18 protein-coding genes and 1 pseudogene are annotated in these 21140 nt (G+C 40.0%); 9 read left to right on the top strand and 10 right to left on the bottom strand.

What is annotated here, in order from left to right; all coding sequences use genetic code 11:
- From WMO13_RS00595 to WMO13_RS00575, 5 genes are all read right to left on the bottom strand, one after another.
- Nucleotides 1-1083 carry a DegT/DnrJ/EryC1/StrS family aminotransferase gene (locus tag WMO13_RS00595; RefSeq protein ID WP_026879210.1) on the bottom strand — a complete coding sequence of 361 codons (1083 nt, stop codon included), beginning with the start codon at nucleotides 1081-1083 and terminating at the stop codon, nucleotides 1-3.
- A 67-nt stretch (nucleotides 1084-1150) separates the two neighbouring features.
- The gene (gene wbpD / locus WMO13_RS00590; protein ID WP_026879209.1) at nucleotides 1151-1732 is read right to left on the bottom strand and encodes a UDP-2-acetamido-3-amino-2,3-dideoxy-D-glucuronate N-acetyltransferase; all 582 of its coding nucleotides are present in this window, start codon (nucleotides 1730-1732) and stop codon (nucleotides 1151-1153) included.
- A 7-nt stretch (nucleotides 1733-1739) separates the two neighbouring features.
- The gene (locus WMO13_RS00585) at nucleotides 1740-2690 is read right to left on the bottom strand and encodes a Gfo/Idh/MocA family oxidoreductase (RefSeq protein WP_026879208.1); all 951 of its coding nucleotides are present in this window, start codon (nucleotides 2688-2690) and stop codon (nucleotides 1740-1742) included.
- A gap of 13 nt (nucleotides 2691-2703) precedes the next feature.
- Nucleotides 2704-4014 carry a UDP-N-acetyl-D-glucosamine 6-dehydrogenase gene (wbpA, locus tag WMO13_RS00580; protein WP_026879207.1) on the bottom strand — a complete coding sequence of 437 codons (1311 nt, stop codon included), beginning with the start codon at nucleotides 4012-4014 and terminating at the stop codon, nucleotides 2704-2706.
- 27 nt (nucleotides 4015-4041) lie between these two features.
- A complete protein-coding gene (locus WMO13_RS00575; protein ID WP_051396275.1) occupies nucleotides 4042-5340 on the bottom strand; it encodes a Wzz/FepE/Etk N-terminal domain-containing protein in 1299 nt (432 codons plus the stop codon).
- A gap of 381 nt (nucleotides 5341-5721) precedes the next feature.
- Between WMO13_RS00575 and WMO13_RS00570 the strand changes: the two genes are divergently transcribed.
- From WMO13_RS00570 to WMO13_RS00550, 5 genes are all read left to right on the top strand, one after another.
- On the top strand, nucleotides 5722-5991 hold the full coding sequence (locus tag WMO13_RS00570; RefSeq protein ID WP_342386865.1) for a hypothetical protein: 270 nt from the start codon (nucleotides 5722-5724) through the stop codon (nucleotides 5989-5991).
- A 54-nt stretch (nucleotides 5992-6045) separates the two neighbouring features.
- A complete protein-coding gene (locus WMO13_RS00565) occupies nucleotides 6046-7290 on the top strand; it encodes an O-antigen ligase family protein (RefSeq protein WP_026879205.1) in 1245 nt (414 codons plus the stop codon).
- Nucleotides 7291-7373: 83 nt separating this feature from the next.
- A complete protein-coding gene (locus tag WMO13_RS00560) occupies nucleotides 7374-8900 on the top strand; it encodes a phosphoethanolamine transferase (protein WP_026879204.1) in 1527 nt (508 codons plus the stop codon).
- A 76-nt stretch (nucleotides 8901-8976) separates the two neighbouring features.
- Complete coding sequence (locus WMO13_RS00555) at nucleotides 8977-9819, top strand: WlaTC/HtrL family glycosyltransferase (RefSeq protein WP_026879203.1); 843 nt, start codon at nucleotides 8977-8979, stop codon at nucleotides 9817-9819.
- Nucleotides 9764-10828, top strand: coding sequence for a capsular polysaccharide synthesis protein (locus tag WMO13_RS00550; RefSeq protein ID WP_245601170.1), 1065 nt, complete (start codon nucleotides 9764-9766; stop codon nucleotides 10826-10828). Before WMO13_RS00555 ends, WMO13_RS00550 begins: the two co-directional genes overlap by 56 nt.
- A gap of 37 nt (nucleotides 10829-10865) precedes the next feature.
- Here WMO13_RS00550 and WMO13_RS00545 read toward each other — a convergent pair whose 3' ends face one another.
- Nucleotides 10866-11993, bottom strand: coding sequence for a glycosyltransferase (locus WMO13_RS00545; protein ID WP_026879201.1), 1128 nt, complete (start codon nucleotides 11991-11993; stop codon nucleotides 10866-10868).
- A gap of 268 nt (nucleotides 11994-12261) precedes the next feature.
- Between WMO13_RS00545 and WMO13_RS00540 the strand changes: the two genes are divergently transcribed.
- Genes WMO13_RS00540 through WMO13_RS00530 form a run of 3 tightly spaced genes read left to right on the top strand, consistent with a single transcriptional unit; the run spans nucleotide 12262 to nucleotide 15687 of the window.
- Nucleotides 12262-13401: a glycosyltransferase gene (locus WMO13_RS00540; RefSeq protein WP_026879426.1), complete on the top strand. Its 1140-nt coding sequence runs from the start codon at nucleotides 12262-12264 to the stop codon at nucleotides 13399-13401.
- On the top strand, nucleotides 13385-14533 hold the full coding sequence (locus WMO13_RS00535; RefSeq protein ID WP_026879427.1) for a glycosyltransferase: 1149 nt from the start codon (nucleotides 13385-13387) through the stop codon (nucleotides 14531-14533). Before WMO13_RS00540 ends, WMO13_RS00535 begins: the two co-directional genes overlap by 17 nt.
- Nucleotides 14533-15687, top strand: coding sequence for a glycosyltransferase (locus WMO13_RS00530; protein WP_026879428.1), 1155 nt, complete (start codon nucleotides 14533-14535; stop codon nucleotides 15685-15687). Before WMO13_RS00535 ends, WMO13_RS00530 begins: the two co-directional genes overlap by 1 nt.
- Here the strand turns inward: WMO13_RS00530 and WMO13_RS00525 are convergent.
- A complete protein-coding gene (locus tag WMO13_RS00525) occupies nucleotides 15668-17275 on the bottom strand; it encodes an acyltransferase family protein (RefSeq protein ID WP_270049130.1) in 1608 nt (535 codons plus the stop codon). The genes WMO13_RS00530 and WMO13_RS00525 overlap by 20 nt on opposite strands.
- Before the next feature lie 60 nt (nucleotides 17276-17335).
- Between WMO13_RS00525 and WMO13_RS00520 the strand changes: the two genes are divergently transcribed.
- On the top strand, nucleotides 17336-18343 hold the full coding sequence (locus WMO13_RS00520) for an IS30 family transposase (protein WP_342386846.1): 1008 nt from the start codon (nucleotides 17336-17338) through the stop codon (nucleotides 18341-18343).
- Between the two features lie 24 nt (nucleotides 18344-18367).
- On the opposite strand, the pseudogene WMO13_RS10645 reads toward WMO13_RS00520, so the two are convergent.
- The 3 genes and pseudogenes from WMO13_RS10645 to WMO13_RS00510 form a co-directional block, all read right to left on the bottom strand.
- Nucleotides 18368-18619: pseudogene (locus WMO13_RS10645) on the bottom strand (acyltransferase family protein); the annotation flags it as partial.
- 49 nt (nucleotides 18620-18668) lie between these two features.
- The gene (locus WMO13_RS00515; RefSeq protein ID WP_026879405.1) at nucleotides 18669-19646 is read right to left on the bottom strand and encodes a glycosyltransferase family 2 protein; all 978 of its coding nucleotides are present in this window, start codon (nucleotides 19644-19646) and stop codon (nucleotides 18669-18671) included.
- Nucleotides 19639-20793: a glycosyltransferase gene (locus WMO13_RS00510; protein WP_026879404.1), complete on the bottom strand. Its 1155-nt coding sequence runs from the start codon at nucleotides 20791-20793 to the stop codon at nucleotides 19639-19641. Before WMO13_RS00510 ends, WMO13_RS00515 begins: the two co-directional genes overlap by 8 nt.
- Nucleotides 20794-21140: the final 347 nt, after the last annotated feature.

Genomic DNA, 21140 nt, shown 5'->3' with positions numbered 1-21140 from the left:
TTAAAGGCTCTTTTGCAAAATATTCACAATCTTCACCTGATCCGCTTCCTCTAAATAAGGATGCATCGGCAAGCTCATCACTTTTTCTGCCACTCTATCGCCGATTGGAAGATCGATATTGCTATCCGCAACTGCCGGCTGTTTATTAAGAGGGATCGGGTAATGCACTGCTGTTGGAATACCTTGCACTTTCAACGCTTCTTGTAGCTTGGTACGGTTTTCTACTTGAATGGTATATTGCGCAAAGGCAGAACGATTATGCGATAAAATCGGTGGCGGTGTAATCCCGGCATTGCTTAAAAGAGAGTTATAGCGCCCCGCAACTTCTTGGCGAAGTAGCATCTCCTCTTCAAAGATCGACATTTTCGCTAATAAAATCGCTGCTTGAATCGTATCTAAACGGCTATTCACTCCCACTCGGATATGATGATACCGGCGATCTTGCCCATGCCGAGCGATTTGGCGGATAAGAACGGCTAGATCATCATCATTCGTGAAGATCGCCCCCCCATCACCATAGCAACCAAGCGGTTTACTGGGGAAGAAGCTGGTGCACGCAATTGTAGAAAGATTACAAGATTTTTTCCCTTTATACGTTGCCCCAAAGCTTTGGGCTGCATCTTCAATAACGGGAATGCCATATTTGTCAGCGATCGCGTTAATCGCGTCAAAGTCAGCACATTGGCCATAGAGAGAGACGGGGATAATCGCTTTAGTTTTATCGGTAATCGCTGCTTCAAGCTTTGCCGAATCGAGGTTATAGGTTATGGGATCAATATCTACATAAACAGGTTTTGCCCCTAAAAGTGCTACTGTCTCCGCAGTGGCAATGTAGGTAAAGCCGGGGGTAATCACTTCATCACCAGGACCGATACCTAATGCCATTTGGGCAATCTGTAGAGCATCTGTACCATTAGCGCAGGTAATGCAATATTTAGCGCCGGTATATTCCGCCAATAATTCCTCAAGCTCAGTGACTTCTGGCCCGAGGATATAGTGCCCATGTGCTAACACTGCCGCAATCTTTGCGTCAATAAGTGACTTGATACGTTGTTGCTGTGCGCCGAGGTCAATAAATTGCATTGTAAACCCTGCCCTATTTTTAATAATGAATATTGATAACCATTAGAAATGCGGATGTTGCTTCGAACTATTGTTCGACTTTGGTAACCGTTTGCCCATCTAAAATATAGACCGCACCGGTATGCGTGCAAACAGTTCTACCTTCGCCCTCAAACGGAAGATCTAACTGTTCACCAAACTCGCTCATCCAACCGATCTGCTTTGCCGGTACTCCCACCATCAAGGCATAAGCGGGGACATCTTTATTAATAACAGCGCCGGCACCGACAAAGGCAAATTCCCCAATGGTAACGCCACAGACGATAGTGCAGTTTGCGCCTAATGTTGCGCCTTTCTTGACAATAGTATCGCGATATTGATCTTTACGTTCAATGAGGGAGCGAGGATTATAGACATTAGTAAACACCATGCTCGGGCCACAAAATACGCCCTCTTCAAGATGGACATTATCGTAGACAGAGACATTATTTTGAATCTTGCAGCGGTCACCAATGGTCACCTTATTGCCTACAAAAACATTCTGGCCAAGAGAAACCCCTTTACCGATCTTCGCTCCACCACAAACATGAGCAAAGTGCCAAACTCGTGAACCTTCACCGATTTGTGCGCCTTCATCAATGACCGCAGTTTCATGTTGATAAAAACTCATATTTCACCTACTTCAATAATTGCGCTAACACAGGATGACCTTCTTCAGGCTTTGCGACTTCAATAGGTGCAGTACGGATATATTCCACTGTCTCCACACTAAAGCGCGCATCTTCTAAACCATAACCACGACCGGCGAGAATCTCTTCATAACTGACCGTATGCAAATCGGTAAAGCCTTTGGAAAATTCGATCTCTTTTCCATCTACGGTAATCGTTCTAAAGGTCGGTTGTTTCCCTTTTACTTCCGCAGGAAGATCATTGGCATCAATGGAGAGGAACCAACGGACTTTTGCTTTCTCATACTCAAGATAACCGGCAGCTTTCTGCTCATCGGCATAATGCAGAACATTCTTCTCCAATTTACCAAAGACAAAGTGAAGCATATCGAAGAAGTGAACACCGATATTAGTGGCGACACCGAAAGATTTACGAGAATCACCTTTCCAGCTCTCCATGTACCATTTACCCCGTGAGGTAATATAAGTAAGTTCTACCTCATATTTTCCCTCTTTATTGGCTTCTTCAACCTCTTTTTTAAGATCTAAGATCGCTTGATGATGACGAAGTTGGAGGATGTTATAAACCTTTTTACCCGTCTCTTGCTCTACTCGAAGTAACTCTTCTAAATCCTCTTTTGTCGGCACTAAAGGCTTTTCACAGATGACATCACAACCTAAACGAAGTGAGGCAGTAATATGAGGTAAATGTAGATAATTAGGTGTACAGATTGCCACATAATCTAACGCTGTTTGCGGATCACGCTTTAGACGATACGCATAATCATAAAAGCGTTCAAACTCTGTAAAAAACTCACTTTGAGGAGAGATGCTATCGATAATCCCAACAGAATCATTAATATCATAAGCAATCGTTAAATCATTGCCGGTCTCTTTAATGGCTTTCATATGTCGAGGTGCGATATAGCCAGCTGCCCCAATTAATGCAAATCTTTTCATTCTATCCTCCTGATTACGCTTTAATGATATGATCACAAGGCTCACGATAGACACCGCGAGTATCGATAATTAAGGCTGAATTTGCCTTGATCAGATCATAATCAAACTTATCATGATTCGTTGCTAAAATTACCGCATCAAAACTTTGTAGATTTTCAGCTGTCAATGCTTCACTACTTAAATCAAAGTGGTGCTCCCGCATCTCAGGGAATACAGGAATGTGCGGATCACTATAAGCAACAATACCGCCTTTATCCTGAATCAGCTCCATTACTTGTACAGAAGGAGATTCACGCATATCATCGACATTTTTCTTATAAGCAATACCAAGGACTAAAATCTTACTACCTTTGAGCGATTTCTCGGCATTATTCAATCCATCAATCAACTTACTTAACACATATTGAGGCATTGCCTGATTGATTTCCCCTGAAAGCTCGATAAAACGGGTATGAACGCCATATTCACGGGCTTTCCATGTGAGGTAGAATGGATCAATAGGAATACAGTGACCACCAAGCCCAGGACCCGGGTAGTATGCAGTAAAACCGAAAGGTTTAGTTGCTGCTGCATCAATCACTTCAAAGATATCAACACCCATACGATCAGCGACAATCTTCATCTCATTCACAAGACCAATGCTCACTGCCCGATGGATATTTTCAAGGAGCTTTGTCATCTCAGCGGCTTTTGTTGAGCTCACCGGTACAACTTGATCAATCGCTTGCTCATAAAGCGCTATTCCCACTTCCAGGCAAGCAGGCGTATGCCCACCGATCACTTTAGGAATTGTTCGAGTTTCGAAATTAGGATTACCAGGATCTTCACGCTCAGGAGAGTAGACAAGGAAGATCTCTTCCCCAACTTTTAAGCCATTCTCTTCTACTCGAGGCAATAACTCCTCTTCTGTAGTACCGGGATAAGTGGTACTTTCAAGAGAGACCACTTGCCCTGCTCTAAAGTAAGGCTTCAGTGCATCAGTGGTATTAATGACAAAGCTCATATCAGGCTCACGATACTTATTCAAAGGCGTTGGCACACAGAGAATTAGCGCATCGCACTCAGTTGCTCTGCTAAAATCGGTAGTTGCTTCAAAGTTCTTTGCTCGTGCTTCTGCGATATGGCTAGAGGGAATATGTTCAATATAACTCTCACCCTTATTCAGCAGTTCCACTTTCGTAGCATCAATATCGATCCCAACGACATTAAAACCTATTGCGCTATAACGCAACATCAATGGAAGACCGACATAACCTAAACCCACAATCCCGATAATCGCCGATCTATTTTTAAATTTTGCAATTGCTTGTTGTTGCATACTCATCTATTCCTTTACTTCCTGTCTTACCATTTATGCTTGATGACTACTTTCACGGCGATTTCTAACCACAATACGCACCAGCGCAACGCCTACCCCAATCATTCCACCAAGAAGGAACCCTATAACCACAATCAAAGATTTCTTCGGTTTGATAGGTTTTAGAGGCTTAATCGCCGGCTCATCTACATCGACAATTTTCACTCTGTCGAAGTTGACGCGGATCCCTTTGAGCTGGGCCACTTTTTTGCGGTTTTCGGCGAGCTCTGCGAGGAATAGATCATCGTTTTTGCGCATCGCGAGGATTTCTGCTTGGCGGTTATGCTCTAGGAGCTTGAGTTGTTGTTCGATCTCAAGGATACGGCCACTCGTGAAGTCATCGCTCTTACGCGCAAGAAGCTGATCCCGCTCGGCAGTGAGCACTTCTGTCCCCATAAAGTAGAGTGGATCGTGATTGTTACTCACTTCAGTCCGGATGATATTGCCATCAATACTAATATCACCACTGCCACCAAAGGCGGTGCTCTTTGTAGGTTTTACAATACCTAAGTCACTTGCGATCTTAATCGCTTCATTGAGTTGTTCGATTCGATTAAGGCGCTGCTTCTTCAATGTCTCTTTGAGTGCGGCTAACTCATCAAGGAGAACCTGTCTATCTAGAATCGTTTTCTCTTCTAGTTGCGCAATTTTTGACTCTTTATTTGCAAAATACCCAGCGCGCGCAACTTCGATATCATCGCTCAGTTTTTGAATCTGATTATCAATGACGACCGACATTGTCTCTTTGATATTCTCCCGCTCTGCTTGTGTTGCAGCATTGACTAAACCATTAATAATCGCAACACCATTCATCGTCTTTGGATAATTGATCTGTAGAATAAGGCTATTGGCTAAGGCAAGATCTTCTTTATCCTTAGGTACCTCAAGTTTCACATTCTGATTATCAAATTGGCGGAACACTTGCTCAAGATCTTCCTTCTCCGGATCTTTAACGCCAAAGAGCTCAAGATGATCAAGGAAAAACTGATAACGAAGATTATAAGAAGCAAGTTGCTCCCCCACCTGGGCTAATGCAGCCTTAGGCGTAAGGCTATAAATGCCGGAGACATTAAGCGCATCAAGATTCTTAGTCGTCACAGGCTTAAGGACGGTCCGAGCCTGATAGACCGGCGAAGCAAAGAGTGCATAAAGAAGCGCCACGATCGTCACAACACCCGTAACAATCGCAATAATCTTCTTCTCCTTCCAGAGATTACTGGCTAATTCAAAGAGATCGATCTCATCATTATCTACCACTTGCGGAGGGGACATCTTAGTTTGATCAACAGCCATAATCGAATAATGATCCTTTTAAAATTTAAAAAACAACCCAATAAAAGCCAAATAACAACAAGTTAATCTTAATTATTAATAGGTTATGTAAACATTTAAAATATTAATATTGAAAAATATGGCAACATTCTATATTAAGCCGGGAAGGTCGACAATGAATTATTCAATTTTATTCAAATTTTGTTTGATTTATAGGATTTTAATTCAATAATTATTCGTTTTATGTATATTTATTGTATATCGTAGAAGCAGGATTGGGTATAATGTTGCGTCTATTGCAATGATATTTTGCCCAAAAGTGGTCTCATTGCTGATGATTTCACGCGATAACGATGGCTTATATAATATGAATAAGAGCGATCTCTTTACAATGAATGATAGATGTCTATGCACTCCAAACCTTTACGGATAGGAATCCTCCTAAGAAACCGGCACGATGGCCCCGGCGGGTTAGAGAGGGTTCTTCAACAGATGATCGAAGGGCTCTCTGCAGATGCAGCTGAGGTCTATCTTTATGCATTTCGTGCGCCTAAGTATCAAGGCTTTATTCAGAAGCATGCAAACTACTTTGCCCTACCGCTTCCTCGCTGGTTGCAAACCGAGCATGCACAATCTCAAGGTGTCTTCCGGCGTTTATTGACGAAGGGATAATGACATGAAGCACTATTTAGATTTAAAATTACACACTATTTCATTGAGTATTTTATGACTGCTATCAAACAATTTTGTCAGAGAAATCTTTTTCTCTATTTTTTTATACTACTGTTCTCTATTTTCTTAGGGAGAAAAACTTTAGATTTTTTTCTCACCACTGGTGCTGTTATTAGTCTGTACCTACTTCTAACACATTGGAATTATTATCTGAGAGAGTTAAAAGCTAATAGATATCTTTACATTTGCTTAGCATTCCTTGTACCAGTAGCTGTATCATTAATTGATTCACTCTATTTAGAAAAATCTATATCTGTATTTTTTAGAATATTTCGATATGCATTAATTTCAGTTCTCGTTATTATTTTAGTGAAAAACAAGAATAATTATCAATATCTTATTATAACTACATTCTACATACTAATGTTTATATGCTTTGATGCCATTGTTCAGTGGCTAACAGATTACCATATTTATGGTTATGATCCTGTTGAAGGCAATAGAGTTAAGGGAATTTTCCAAGGCCACCACTTAAGCTACTTTTTAGGTACATTTGCACCTATTATCTTTTTTTATCTTTACCAACAACTAAAAAATCATTACTCACACTTTAGATTATTCGGGGCTATCGTTTCGATCTTGTTGCTTATTACAGCTGTTATTATAGGCGGTGCACGAGCTGGTATGGTGTCGCTTGCTATTTCATTTCTACTATTTATCATCTATCTTTTCTATACCGTTAATATTAAGCATAAATTTAAGATTTTGTTAGGAATGATCATTATTGTTGCTGTGGGCATTGGAATTGCTAGTCAATCTGAGATTGTACAGGATCGATTTTACAGTACGACTTCTGCAATAGGAAGTGATCAGTTCCTACAACGGTTCACTTCATCGAGAACCAATATTTGGTATGTAGGATTTAAAGAAATCCCCAATTATTGGGTTAATGGAGTAGGTCCAAGGGGTTTTAATAATCTCTATCAAACATATCCCGAAGAGTACAAAATTTTCCCCTATGTATGGCAACCGCATCTTCACGGCCTTGAAGTTTTAATTGAAACGGGGATTATAGGTTTTATACCTTATCTATTAGTTTTAGGCTATCTGCTATACAGAATGTTTAATGCAAAAGCAGGTAATGAATGGTTGATGATGGGATTTATTGCAATGATGCCAATCAATAGCCATGTCGGCCTCTACGAAAGCTTTTGGATGCCCTTGATCTGGATACCGATAATGTTAGGGCTAACCATTGCTTATCAAACAGAAAAATCAAATAATGAAAACACAAATTGATAACATAACAATTTATGTTGTAGATCAGACCTGTTGAAAAAGACTTCCTTCATACTACTAAAACATACAGTAATTCAATAATAATGACCAATAATCGTTTAAAACACCTCATTCTCCCGGCGATTTTCGCTCTTGTTATCGCTTATGGAATGGGGTATTTGATGCTTAAAGGCGCAGGGCTTCGTTATGCCTTTTTCTATACAATGCCCTTAGCACTTCTCTATGCGCTCTGTAGTGGTTCAAGAAAAGTCTTCTGGTTTTTCCTCTTCCCTTTTACGCTGATCTATGCGCTCTACGCGCCCATTGGCTTCACCTATGGCAAGCTCTCTTACGATTTTTTTATCGCCGGGATCTCCACCGATATGATCGAAATTAAAGAGTTTGTTCAACTAATTCCCCTACGCAACTTCTTTCTTCCCGTTCTGATTCTCATCCTGTTCTTTCTCTTCTGGAAGATCGTACGGCGCTATCAAATCTATTATTATCGCAATAAAACTTTCCTCTTTATCTCATTACTCATTATTACTATCGGCCAATCGCCGATGATCTTTTTGCAGCAAATTAGAGAAGGTTCTACCACTTACTATAAAGAGCAGCAAGCACTCAACAATCTAGTAGAAGCGAATGAATGGGGAGAAAGCCTATTAGTAGATTCTCAATATGATACCTATATTTTAGTAGTAGGAGAGAGTGCGCAGAAGGGATATCATCACGCCTATGGTTACCCGATTAATACAACGCCTTTTATGAGTTCCGCTAATGGATTCCTGATCGATGGGCTAATGGCTGGTGGCACTTCGACAGTTCCATCTCTCAAAGCGATGTTAACGCTCTCGGATAAAACCACTTGGGATGCGGATTACACCAAGACGATCGTAGGGCTTGCTCAATCTGCCGGCATTAAAACCTATTGGCTCTCGAATCAAGGTTACTTTGGGACATTCGATACGCCGATCTCAGCCCTTGCCACCAGTAGCGATGAGAAGAAGTTTTTAAAATTTGGAGATTATGGTACAGCAAATACCAGTGATTTTGAGCTCTTAAAATATCTCGAAGAGATTGTAGAAAACGCCCCACATGAGAAGAAATTGATTGTCGTTCACCTCTACGGATCTCATGCTAATGCTTGTCAGCGTATCGAGGATTATGCCTTAATTCACGAAGTGAAGGATTCTCGTTATGATTATATTAACTGTTATATTACCTCTCTCCATAAAACAGATACGCTCTTAAGAGAAATCAACGATTTTATGAACCAGATTAGTCAAAAAGAAGCATCCAGCTATTCCCTGCTCTACTTCTCCGACCATGGACAAACGCTCTATGAAAGCGATGGGCAATATCTCCTAGGTAATCGCGGTGGCTATAATCAATATGAGATTCCGCTCTTTATGACCGCTTCAGATATTGACAAACGTACAGAGTGTGAAAGCTTTAAATCCGGCATCAACTTCACCAATGGCCTTGCTAATTGGATGGGGATTCAAAATCCATTACTAGATGATCAATATTCCCTCTTCAATTGCCAAAATGATCCCGATGATTATGGTTTGTCGAAAAAACTAGATGGGTCAGAAAAAAATGATTTAATCAATTTAGATGGGAAATAGCTTGTGAATGTATCATGTTAACCAATGATATTAAAATTTAATTTTCCGACATACCATTATCTAGAGGCAAAAGTCAATGCATACATCAATTACTATAGTCACTGCTTTCTTCGATATTGGCCGAGATAATTGGCAATATAATTTCACAAGAACAACGAAAGATTACTTAACTTATTTTAAAAATTTAGCTGTACTAAAAAATGAAATGGTTATTTTCAGCTCAAAAGAATTTATTCCAATAATTAAAAAATATAGAAAAAATCTTCCTACCCATATCATTGAAATTGACTTCAAAAAACAATATAAGAATCTTATAGAGAAGGTACAAGCTATTTTAGATAGTGATACATATAGATCGCTAATTCCTGAAGATCTTCGCAATAATCCTGAATATAATGTAGCAGAATATGTCGTTGTGACTAATCTTAAATTTTATTTCATCAAATATGCTACCGATATTTGTAATAATCATCAAAACACCGATCTTTTTGCTTGGATTGACTTTGGATTTTGTCGTAAAACCTCAACCGTAAATGGGATAAAAGATTGGCGACATAATTTTGATCCTAATTACATACATCTATTTACGCTAAAAAATCCTTTTATCTTAGAAGATAAAACAACAATGTTACATAATGCATTGAACAATGAAGTATACATTGCAGGTGGAATGCTAGTTGGATCAAAAGAATTATGGCGCGCTATCTATCCTAAAATTGTTGTAATTCAAAACTATTATTTAAAACGGAATATTACAGATGATGATCAAGGAACAATGTTAATGATGGTTTGTGAATACCCTAATTTATTCAAAATCCATTACTTGAAAAAAAGTTGGTTCTCCGGCTTCAAACAATTTAATAATGGATCAACTTACAGAAACATCTTTTATAAATTCAAATCACTCTTTAAGATTTAATACTATGCACCAAAAGATATCCTCTATTTCTCCAGATCTATTCTCTGACAGTGAAAACTCGCCCAAGCCTTTTAAAGAAAACAAATTTAAAAGAGCTATTTACAAAATGCTCTTTCCTAAAGAAAAACGAGAGGCTATGAGCTTGGAAGCGAATCAAAACTTAGCATTAAGAACCGCTAAAAATTGGCGCTATATGATCAACCAATACTTTCTAGGAAATTTAAATTATTTTAATGTTAAAGCTAAAAAAGATTTAGGGACAGAAAAAATCATCTGGCAATATTGGGGGCAAGGATTAAATGATAAAACACTGCCACCTATCGCTAAGGCAAGTTTTAATTCTGTAGACAAATACAAAGGAGAATATCTTGTTATTCGTCTAGATGATCAGAATATCTCTGACTATTTAGAGTTCCCTGATTTTGTTTGGGAGAAAAAGGGTAAAAATAACTTTAGACATGTTTTCTTCTCTGATCTATTACGTCTTGCTTTATTGGATGCTTATGGTGGCGTATGGATCGATGCCACAATTATTCTTACCTCGCCGATACCTGCCGATATTTTAAATAAAGACTTCTTTGTTTTTCAACGAGATCCTAATACTACTGATAAAGAAGGTTGGTATCAGTTTAGCCCTAGCTATTTTTGTTGGGAAAGTTATCACCTTGTGAATATTCTCAGTAGTTTTATGGTTGCGAAGAAAAATAATGAGATTGTTCATTTATGGTTAGATCTATTACTCAACTATTGGCAAACACAAAGATCTATCTATCACTATCACTTTTTCCAAATTTTATTTGAAGAGTTAATGGTGAACGACTTATATGCAAAAAGGGGGGAGATCATAGATGATACACTACCGCATCTACTTCATAGAAAAATGCACGCTCCCTTCAATGAAGAAGAGTTCAAAATCATGACTGAAGCCTGCTTTGCCCACAAGCTCACCTATGTTAAAAATCCTAAAAACGATAGTTTCTATGCAGAAATTTTAAGAAGGTACTCATAAGAAGATCTGCAATACAAGATGATGTAAGTACAACAACCTATTGTTGAATTGTTTTAATAAAATTATCAAGATAACGCTCCGTCTCATAGCCCTGAACGCTCACTTGAATCGATTCAGGGCTTGGAAGTTCTAACTCGCCGTCGAGAATCTTTTGGAGATACTCTCGGCTTCTAAACTCTTCATTCATCGGATAGAGCCAGCCATTCTGCCCTACGGTAATAAGGTCCGCAGGTCCCGTTGGGCAATCCGTTGCAAGAACGGGAATCCCACGCATCATTGATTCGATAATAATAAGTGGCAACCCCTCTCTAGTAGAGTTTAAGAGCGTTACGCCAGCACTTTGAACCTGATCCCACGCATTTTTCTGCCAGCCATGAAAGGTGACTTTATCATCTAATTTAAGAGCGGCAATGTGATCTCTAAATTGTTTATCTCCTACCTCATTCCCAGTAGAACCAAAGATATCGAGATACCACGCTCCCTGTAGATCAACCAAGTTTTCTAACAGCGAATCGACACGCTTAATCTCACTGATACGGCCAATATAGATAAAGCGATTATTTTGACGCGGAACTAAAGGTGCGGCATCCACAGGATTATAGATAACGGAGACATTCTTCGCGCCATATTGTTGTTCTAACTCATCTGCGATTCCACGACTAATAGCTAAATGACCATCGAATAGATCAATTTTCTCTGCAACCGCTTTCGCTGTTGCGCGACTACTGCCGGTGAGTGAGAGATGGATCCAAGAGAAGATCGGGATATTACTTTCCGCTTTAAACCGCTTTAAAAAGCGATAATGCCCCAAAAATTGTTTCGATAGATCCATTGTGATAAGCACATCGATCTGATCGGCTTGCATCATTTCAAAGAGTTGATATCCCTGAAATTTAACATAGGCTTTCCGCAACACTCTTGCTAAAACAGGCGGTAACCTATTAGCGAAGCGCTCAATCACCGAAGGATAAGGCAGATAACGGAGGTTTTGAAAGCCCTTAGTAAAAGCATCATACTTAATGGGATAGAGACTATAGAAAAAGAGCTCTACATTCTTCTTGGGCATTGCACGAGCCACAATCTCAAGCACCTTTTCAAGGCCGCCGGGACCATCGTGCCGATTGCGAAGTAAAATGCCGATTTTTAAGCGTCTATCTAAATTCATGTAACATCCCAAGGATACTCAATTTTCAATTAAATGCTGGGAGAATATTAACATATTTATATATACACATTTACATATATTGATGATTACTTATTACTATTTGCTATTTTTGATCTCTACCGAAATTGCCCTCCTCATCCCTCACAATCTCCTTAGGCTATAAAATTCATTACAATCTGCTTGCTATAATGCCGCTAATATCAAAGCATAAATAACAACATTCAAAAGATTAAGCAGTAGGCACGGTATTTAAGCAAAAGGATTACTCATGAGTAAATTTACAGTTGGCTTTCTCATTACAGATCAACATTCCGGCATTGGTGGATTAGAAAATGTCTTACGCTCTATTGTTCAAGGATTAGCTCAACGTGGGGTAGATTCAAAACTCTTCTTCTTACAAGCGCCGGAAGAGCCCCGCTACTTAGATCAATTTGAGGATTGCCACCTATTGCCGCCGATGATGGCAGAGCCATTCCCGCCTTTTTACCCTAAGTTTTTGCGCTTTCAACTCACCAAAAGACGTTTTAACAAAAAAGTCTTGCAACTATTATCAGCGGATTTTGACATCTTAATCGTCTTAAATATCTCTTATTACCTATTGAGATCCATTCCGGCAATACGCAAACTTCAACAAGAGAGACCTCACTTACCGATCGTGGGATGGCCTCATGGAAGCCTAACGGCCATAGAGCCGAGGATTATTGAAAAATTACAAAAAAAGGGGCTCCCTTTTACCCATTACTTTGCGATTAGCCAAGGGATTCAGCAAGAGCTACAACAGTACTTCTCTATTCCTCAAAGTGATATCACGTTAACTTATAATCCCATACCATTTCCCGCGCACATCCCGGCAAGAAACCCCACTAAATTTCTCTATATTGGGCGGGTATCCTCCCCCGGTAAACGGGTAGTATCCTTGTTACACCTACTGCACCAATTACAGGGGGAATGGTCTTTGGATATTTATGGTAGTGCTGGGAATGAAGCTGAAGAACAACAATTTCTCCTCACCATTCAGCAGCTCCAATTAGAAGCGAGAGTCACCTACCATGGCTGGGTTCAATCACCGTGGTCACAGATTCAGGAGGCGGGCGTTTTACTGCTGAATTCCACTTCAGAAGGCTTCCCCTTAGTGCTTGCCGAGGCGATGAGTCGAGGTATTCCTTGTATCTCAAGTGATTGTCCTACGGGACCTAATGAAATTATTCAAGAAGGGATCAATGGCTGGCTCTACCCTGTGGATCAAGAGGATCAATGCCGGGAGATTTTGCAAGACATTATTGATCATCAACGCCCATTGCCATCATCCCATCAAGTGATCGAATCGGTTAAACAGTTTTCAGAAGAGGCCGTGATGAATCATTTTCAGTTAACCTTGGAGGAGCTGATCAATGTCACTGCCCCATAGCCCCCTGAAAATAGGATTCTTCTTAGTGAATCAATATGGCGGTAGAGGTGGCGTGGAGAAGGTATTGCGCTTACTGACCGCAGAATTACAATCTCAAGGTATTGAAACAACGCTTATTTTTACAGATACGCCGGTTGATGCGACATTTTTAGAGCACTTTCCGAATCAGGTTAAGGTTGAGATACCTCCGTTAGTGCCATGTCGCACTCGGCTGCTTCCTAAGGGTATATCACGCTTTATAGTAAAGCGGCAATTTCGTTCTATGCTCCAAAAGGCCTTTAACCATGCAATTATCCCCCTGGATTTAGATGTCTTGGTAATGGTGAATCTCCCGACCAACTTTATTAAATATAATGACCTCATCATCCGCACAAAGAGACGCCATAACCTGAAGATGATCTCTTGGTTGCATGGCTCCTTAGCCCATTTACCACCGGCGGATATCGCTTATATTCAACGGGCGCTACCGATTTTTGATGGGCATTTAGCGATTGGTAAAGGGATTCAGCAAGAGCTGGCGCACTTTTTTAATCTATCGGCTCCCTTGACGTATAACCCGATAGCAGATGCACCGCTGGTAAGACGAAATCACAAAAGGCTCCTCTATATCGGTCGTATAGATGGCAATAAGCGAGTGACCAATCTGGTTAATATGGTACAAAATATCCCAGGCGATTGGACACTTGATATTATCGGCTCTACCGGAGATATAGATAAGGATCATGCTTTTTCCCATTGGCTTCAAAGGATGTCGCATGCGGATAAAATCCATTTTCATGGTTGGCAAGAGAACCCTTGGGATTTAGTACAAGAGGCGGGTTTACTACTCCTGAACTCTAAAAGTGAAGGATTTGGTTTAGTATTAGCGGAGGCGATGATTCGGGGGATTCCCTGTATTGCCGCCGATTGCCCTGTGGGGCCCCGTGAAATTATTCAATCTGGGGTCAATGGCTGGCTCTATCCTGTGGATCAAGAGCAAGTAGGGGCAACAATGATTGCAGAGGTGATCGGGGGTGAGAGAATATTACCTGATCCGCTTACCGTGCGGGCAACTGCAGAGAAGTTTCTGATAAAAAATAGTGCATCAATGTTTATTCATCATATCCAGATGATCATCAAGGAGGAGAAGTAATGAAAGTGGGATTTCTATTAACTGACGAGCATGCTGGAAAAGGTGGATTAGAGAATGTACTGATCAGCATCGTCAAGGGATTAGAGGCTAGAGGAATAGAGAGTACCATCTTGATGTTACGGGCGCCGGAGCAGCAGAGTTTTATTGGTGAGTTCGATGATATTCAAGTGATGCCCGATTTTATCAATCGATCTTGGGCGGATAAACTGCCTAAATTTTTATATCATCAAATCTGGAAATACCGATTTATCAGCCATAGCCGCGCTTTTTTACAGCAGGCGCTCGATCAGGCGTCACTTGATCTATTAATTGTGGTGAATCTATCCAAAGATCTACTCAGAATTCTCCCGGCATTGCGACATTATAAAAAGCGTGCGCCGTCAGTGCCAATCATTGCATGGCCCCATGGCTCGCTCTCAGTGCTCAAAAAGGAGGTTCAACAAGCATTAGCTCAACATAGTGACCTGTTTGATGGGACATTAGCGATCAGCCAAGGCTTAGCGGTAGAGCTGCGCGACATACTCCACCTGAAAAATATTGAATTAATATATAATCCCGTGCCGGTAGCGTCCCTAATTCCTCGAGATCCAACTCGCTTTATCTTTGTGGGGCGGATAGCGGATCCTGGCAAGAGATTGAAATTATTACTAAAGGTAATGAGTCGATTAAAAGGCGCTTGGCATCTAGATATTGTGGGTTCATCGGGTGATGATGAGCGCGATCGAGAGATCAGCCAGTATGCAGAGCAGCTCAAAATAGCGCAGCATCTGACCTTTCATGGTTGGCAGCAAGACCCTTGGAAAGACATTGATAAGATGGGGACGCTACTTTTAAACTCCACCTCCGAAGGCTTTGGCTTAGTCTTAGTAGAGGCGATGATGCGGGGGATTCCGGCAATTTCTAGCAATTGTCCTGTGGGTCCTGGGGAAATTATCAGTAATGATCTCAATGGTTGGTTATTTGAGGTAGATGATATGCCGTATCTTCAAACATTGTTACAGCAGATTATAGACGGGCAGCGTAAACTCCCCGCACAAGAGACCATTATTGACAGCGTTAAAAAGTTTTCTGAGCCTGTCGTACTAGATCGTTTTGAGGCGACCTTGAACAAAATACTTAAGGCTCAGAAATCAATTAATGATCAGAAACTTTAAGCGTCTGCTCTTTGATAAACATATTGCCAATTTTACGGCTGCCATAAGGGTTTAAGTGATTTTGATCACGATAGATCAGATCCCCTTCATTCAATAGTTCATTAACATAAGGGGTAATATCCACATATCGGGTATTGGGGATTTGACTTAGTGCAGCTTGAATGGCTGCATTCGCCGTCTCATTATTAAACAGTGGCGCTCTACGATGAATCATTTCTTTAAGAATAGGTTGTTGGGAGAACCAGTTGACACGAAGCGGGTTATAATCAAATTCAGGGATATCAGAGATCACGATGACCGGCTTTTCCGCAGCAATAGTGCGAATGGTTTCGACAAAATCGGCTAAATAATGTTGATTAGTATCCTCTTTTAACCGATACATATGGCCATAGAAGAGCTGAGAAAAGATAATTGCATCATATTGATGCCAATTTTTTGCCAAATAATCATTGATCATCAAACAGTTTTCTCTCGTCTCTTTTTTCGAAGAATAAGAGAATAAAATAGGGCATGAAGAACTTCCAATAATATCTATTTTAATGCCCTCTTTTTTACCGACAATATCCATCATACTCGATAGATGCATTGCATGAGAGTCGCCAATTAATAGGTAGTGCTCTTGGCTATTGAGGTCGCCGATACTACAACCATCCCCTATTCTCTCCCAGCAGCCATCTCCGTCTTGGTCAAACCATCGTAACTGCTCTTGTGTTACCGAATCATCTGTACGGTTGACTAACATATTGAACGAAGTTAATAAGCCAAAAGGGAGTAGATAGATTAAGACCAAACTAACCAAAAATTTAAAGCGAAGTTTGCGCACAGGATTCTCGATCAAATAGTAGCTCAGCGTCGAAAGAATCAATGTTAATAGTGCGGCTACGGCAAGCCAGATTAGAGAGAGCTCTACACCATTATTCAGATAACGCATAAATGCTAAAATAGGCCAATGCCATAGATAGAGTGAAAATGACCATAAGCCAATAGTTCTAGCAAACTGATTAGTAAATAATCGCTTATAGGCGCTATCCGTACGATCATCAAGGATAAACAGCGCGGCCGCGATTGTAGGGATTAATGTGGCGATGCCCGGAATTAAGTAGCTTCTATTTAAGAAGATGAAGCATAAAACAGCCACTATAGCGCCCACTATTCCAAGATACTTTTTGATAACTGCATTCACAGGATAGGGATTTAAAGCTAAGGCACAGCCCACTAACAGCTCAGAAGCTCTATTTTGGAGGAGATAGTAGCTATCATTCGGCTCTACTCTCCCTGACATTTCAGCAAGGATAGTACTGATGATAATACCGATAATGGCGAGCCAAAATAACCCAATAAATGGGCTTGGCGTTCTCTTAAAAACTTTGTACCCAAGGAAAAAAGCCAATGGCCAGATAAAGTAGAACTGCTCCTCAATCGCTAATGACCATAAATGCAATAAGGGTTTCTCTTCCGTAATAGGATTAAAATAATCAAACCCTGTAAAGGCACGGTTAGCCCTAAAAGTCATCGCATAACGTGCAGAGCGCCAAAAGCTATTATAGTCATCAGGCATCAATATTAAGATAGCGAAGATAAAAGTCACAAATAAGACGGCGGAATCCAATTCCTAGCGCAACACTTACTTAAGGAGTAAAATGTTGCCATGAACTATTCAAGATTATCACTTAATGAACGGATCAATATTGAAGTTGGTATACAACTTAATAAAAGTATTCGAACCATTGCTAAAGAGCTAAACCGATCGCCTTCGACAATTTCCAGAGAGTTAAAAAGAGTTGAGGATAAAGATCACTATGCTGCAACAAAGGCACAGTACGCCTATTTACAAGCTAGAAAGAGATGCGCCCCTGATGAAAAACTAACGCCAGGAACGGTCTTATTTGGTTTTGTGGAACAGTGTTTACGTGCTAAATTATCTCCTGAACAAATATCCGGGGTACTTAAAAAGATGGCTAATTCTAGTTACTATGTTTGCCAAGAAACAATCTACAATGCCTTGTATGCTTTACCCGTTGGCCAATTAAAAAAAGAATTACTCCAATGTTTAAGGCAAGGACGTACCACACGAAAACCCCGAAAAGGAACTGTGGATAGAAGAGGGCAAATTCCTGATTTAGTAAGTATTCACTTACGTCCTCCAGAAGTTAAAGATCGTTTAACACCTGGACATTGGGAAGGTGATTTGATCAAAGGAAAAGGCAACGCTTCAGCTGTCGGCACATTAGTTGAGCGCACTAGTGGTTATGTTATGTTAATCAAAATGGAAGATGCAACCGCAACCTCTGCCGTTATAGGGTTTAGCGCAGCACTCAATCGAGTACCTTTAACATTTGCACGAACAATGACCTATGATCGAGGGAAAGAAATGGCTTATCATGCTCAAATCACGCAAAATACGGGAGTTGCTATCTACTTTTGTGATCCCCATAGCCCCTGGCAAAGAGGGAGTAATGAGAATATCAATGGTTTGATACGACAATACTTGCCCAAAGGGACAGATCTTTCTATTCATAGTCAGGAAGAGCTTGATGAAATAGCGCTATCACTCAATAGTCGACCTCGAAAACGCTTTAATTTTAGATCGCCTATCGAAGTTATTACAGAACTATTTCACAAGGAATATGAAGCTACTCAGATGACGAAACATTAACTGTTGCGTTAGAAATTGGAACTCAAGGACTGTAAAAAAGAGCGGTAATATTCGTTTTATTCTTCGATTATAGAACTCTTTAAAGGAGAAACGATTTTGCTGTAGCTGCCTTTTAATAATAGAAGTAATGAGATAGCCTGAGATAACGAAGAAAATATCAACGCCTAAAAAACCACCAGGAAGCCAGCTATTATTAAAGTGGAAAATAATTACGGAAAGGACAGCTAAGGCTCTTAATCCATCAATATCAGATCTATATTTTATGTTATTTTGCATACAAATTTTCTTATCTTATAAAGTTATCTTTATCTAAAATCTAGCCCTGCTATTTAGCAAAAAAATGCCATAGCCGCCGAGATCTGCTCGAAATAATTTTCACTTTAATCCCTAAGGTCAATTTTTGAATTCCTGAATAAGTAGGATTAAAGGATTGGTGGTATTTAGTTTCATATTGATCGAGAGAGGCTAAGAGCAGGTCAAATTGTTTTGAGCGCAATAGAGACCAGTAATATCTTCGAATATTATTTAAAACGCCCTGCCTACGTCGCTCAATATAGGCAGCATAAGCCTCTTTAGTCTCTCGAGGTTGATCGCCAACTAGATCTTCAAGCCAATAGAGAGAGTCGAGCTCCCCAATTAAATCGGTGTAGGCGATCTGTTGATGACTTAAAGAACCTTGTCGATAGAAGTAGTTATAGAGTACAAGCGGAACGAAAACGATTTTAGTAGCACAATAGGCATAATGCAGCAGAAACTCCTGATCTTCTCCATAGCTGTAATTGCGATTGAACACTATCTCATGGCGCTTAATTAGATCTAAACGATACATACAAGCCATTGGGTGTATCGCATCTTTAACATAGGCAAGATGCTCGATGAAGCTATCCTGCCAAAGATGATTGATCTCGGAAGGTGATTCTTTAAGGATTATTTCTCCATCCGTTTCTCGATATTTACAAAAAGTCATATCCGCATCTTGCCGCTCTAATGGCTCAGACATTGATGCAAGATAATGCTTCTCATAAAAATCATCGGCATCTAAAAATGTGATATATCGACCTTGCGCTAAAGATAATCCTCTATTTCGAGCGGCAGAGACCCCTTGGTTTTCTTGATTCACCCATTTAATTCTCGAGTCTTTTTGCGCAAATGACTCGATGACATCAAGCGTATTATCCGTTGATCCATCATTAATGATGATTAATTCCCAATGATCATAATCTTGTTGCAAAACAGACTCGATAGCACGTGGGATATAGTGCGCAACATTATAGGCCGGCATAACAATGGTGATATTAATCATTATTCATTCCCTTTTGCAAAATTGACCAACGAAGTGCTTTGATAAAGCCGGTCATATAATGGTTAATTTCAAATTGCTGAACGCTCTGTTGGACCGCCGTGGGGGTAGGTAGTTCTAGCGTTCCATCGAGTATGGCTTGTACATATTTTGCAATCCGATCCTCCTCATTGACTGGATAGAGCCAACCGTTTTGACCTTGCTGAATAATATCGGCAGGGCCGGTTGGACAATCTGAAGAGAGTGCGGGAATGCCACGCATCATCGCTTCGATCAGCACTAAAGGAAGTCCTTCTTTTTCTGAGTTTAAAAGAATAACCCCAGCGCTCTTCACTTGAGGCCAAACATCTGTTTGCCAACCATGAAAATGAATATGAGATTGTAGTTGTAGTTGATCGATCTCTCTTACAAAGTCCTGATCTCCCTGCAAACTGCCCGTTGACCCATAGATATCAAGTCTCCAATCCCCAGAAAGTGTTACAAATTGTTGGAGTAATGAATGGACGCGCTTATTCTCATCGATTCTCCCTACATATAAAAACTTAGAAGGATCCCGCTCGACAAGCGCCGCACTTGCAACAGGGTTAAAGACAACTTGAACATTTTTCCCCTGATACACTTGTGAGATCTCCGTCGCTAAGCCTTTACTAATGGCTAAATGTCCATCTAAGATATTGATTCTACTTTTTACCTTCTTCGCTGTTTTCTCTCGATTACTTGATAAAGAGCTATGTACCCAAGAAATAACTGGTATTTGTGATTTTTTCTTAAATCGTTGGATAAAAGGATAGAGCCCCAAAAACTGCTTCGATAGATCAAGCACAATCAGCAGATCAATGTTATCGGCTTGCATTTGATCAAATAGATGGTCGCCTTTAAATTTGATATAGATTTTTCGAACAAGCCGCCCCCAGTGAGAGGGAAGATGTGTCTCTAACCAATTGAGTGGCTTCGGTAATTTTAAAACAGTTAGTTTTTCAAAAGAGCGTGTAAAATCCTGATAAATGGGTGCAAAAAAGGCATAAAAATAGAGCGTTACAGAATCATCTTTTAGATTCGCAACGACACTTTCTAATACTTTTTCCAATCCACCTGAGCCATCGTGGCGATTGCGAAGTAATATCCCTATTCGGATCGGTTTCTCTCTCATTTTTTGTGAACTCTATTCTTGAGCCTTACTTTATTGATTTTAAATATATATATTCAATTTGACTCATTTAATACGGTTGAATTTCTCTTAAGTACATTTGCTGTTACTTACATTATCGACTTATAACAACCATATTATATCTTATTTTTTCTTTTAGTATCTTTATATAACATTCATTAACATGATAATAATGATTGTTTAATTAGCAGATTTTGATTAGAGGAAAGAAATGCATATCAATACAGATAGCCAAAATCTTCCGTACAAGCCTGTAAATAGAATTTTAAAAGTGGAAAAATACTTGGAATAACCAATATCGACAAAAAGCACTGCCCGAAAACGCGCAA

This window comes from Ignatzschineria larvae DSM 13226 (assembly GCF_038500265.1).
GTDB classification, from domain to species: Bacteria; Pseudomonadota; Gammaproteobacteria; order Cardiobacteriales; family Wohlfahrtiimonadaceae; genus Ignatzschineria; species Ignatzschineria larvae.
Note: the sequence above shows the minus strand (reverse complement) of the source record. Positions and strands in the feature narration are given on the sequence as shown.